1 protein-coding gene is annotated in these 1483 nt (G+C 71.7%); it reads left to right on the forward strand.

Going from position 1 to position 1483, the window contains the following annotated elements; all coding sequences use genetic code 11:
- The coding region (locus AC27KI_RS24640; protein ID WP_487116395.1) for a di-heme oxidoreductase family protein at positions 1–1400 on the forward strand (1400 nt) is incomplete at its 5' end.
- Between the last annotated feature and the right edge of the window lie 83 nt (positions 1401–1483).

The following is a 1483-nucleotide window of genomic DNA, read 5'->3' on the forward strand; positions in this document are numbered from 1 at the left end:
GCGGCCGCACGGGCCTCGTGGCCAGCGGCCACCCGGACCCGCTGGGCGAGAAGCCCGGCGGCGACACCACCGTGTTCGCCACCGGGCGCAACGCCTTCTCGTTCCCCGCGGCCAACCTGCCGGACGACGAGCGCACGCGCTTTGTCATCGGCAACTCGTTCTTTCGCCGCAACTGGGTGGAGGCACCCGCCTCGACCAAGGCGCGCGACGGCCTGGGGCCGCACTTCATCGCGCGCTCGTGCGGCGGCTGCCACGTGCAGGACGGCCGGGGGGCGCCGCCCGAGATCTTCAACCGCCTGGGCGAGACCAAGGACCCCACGGTGGCGCTGCTGATCCGCCTGTCCATCCCCGGTGCCGACGGCCACGGCGGACCGCTGCACGAGCCTGTGTACGGCGACCAGTTCAACAACGCGGGCATCACCGGCGTGAAGCCCGAGGGCCGCGTCACCCTGCGCTACCAGACCATCCAGGGCCAGTTCGCCGACGGCACGCCCTACACCCTGCTCGACCCGAAATACGGCTTTGCCGACCTAGGGTACGGGCCGATGCACCCGGACGTGATGGTCAGCCCGCGCATCGCGCCACAGATCATCGGCGTGGGCCTGCTGGAGGCCATCGACGAGGCCGACATCCTGGCCAATGCCGCCGACCAGGCCAAGGCGCCCGGCCCCATCAAGGGCGTGCCCAACCGCGTGTGGGATGCGCCATCGGCCCGGATGATGATCGGCCGCTTCGGCTGGAAGGGCAACGTGGCCACCATCGCGCACCAGACCGGCGGCGCCTTCGTGGGCGACATGGGCATCACCTCGCGCCACTTCCCGCACGAGGCCTGCACGCCCGCGCAAAAGGACTGCCTGGCCGCACCCAGCGGCAAGAGCGCGGGCCGCCAGGGCCAGCCGGGCGTGGAGATCGACGACAAGACCTTCGACGACGTGGTGTTCTACCAGGCCACGCTCGCCCCGCCCGCCCGCCGCAAGGTGAACGACGTGCAGGTGCAGCGCGGCCAGGCGCTCTTCGCGCAGGCCCAGTGCGCCGCCTGCCACCGCCCCAGCTACGTCACCAAGGAAGGGCCGTTCCCGCGCCTGACCAGCAAGGCCGTCTCGGGCCAGCGCATCTGGCCCTACACCGACATGCTGCTGCACGACATGGGCGAAGCCCTGGCAGACCACCGGCCCGACTTCGCGGCCAACGGCCGGCAGTGGAAGACGCCCCCGCTGTGGGGCACGGGCCTGATCCAGGACGTGAACGGCCACACCCGCCTGCTGCACGACGGCCGCGCGCGCGGCGTGCTCGAAGCCATCCTGTGGCACGGCGGCGAGGCCGAGGAAGCCAAGCAGAACGTGCTCAAGATGAACAAGGCCGAGCGCGATGCGCTCGTGCAATTCGTGGAGTCGCTATGACGAAATTCCCTGCCCAGCGCCCCCTGCCCCGCCTGGCCGCGTTGGCGCTGTGCGCCCTGGCCGGCGCCGCGGCCACCGCCACC

The sequence above is a fragment of the Acidovorax sp. KPB24-03 genome, from assembly GCF_057546605.1.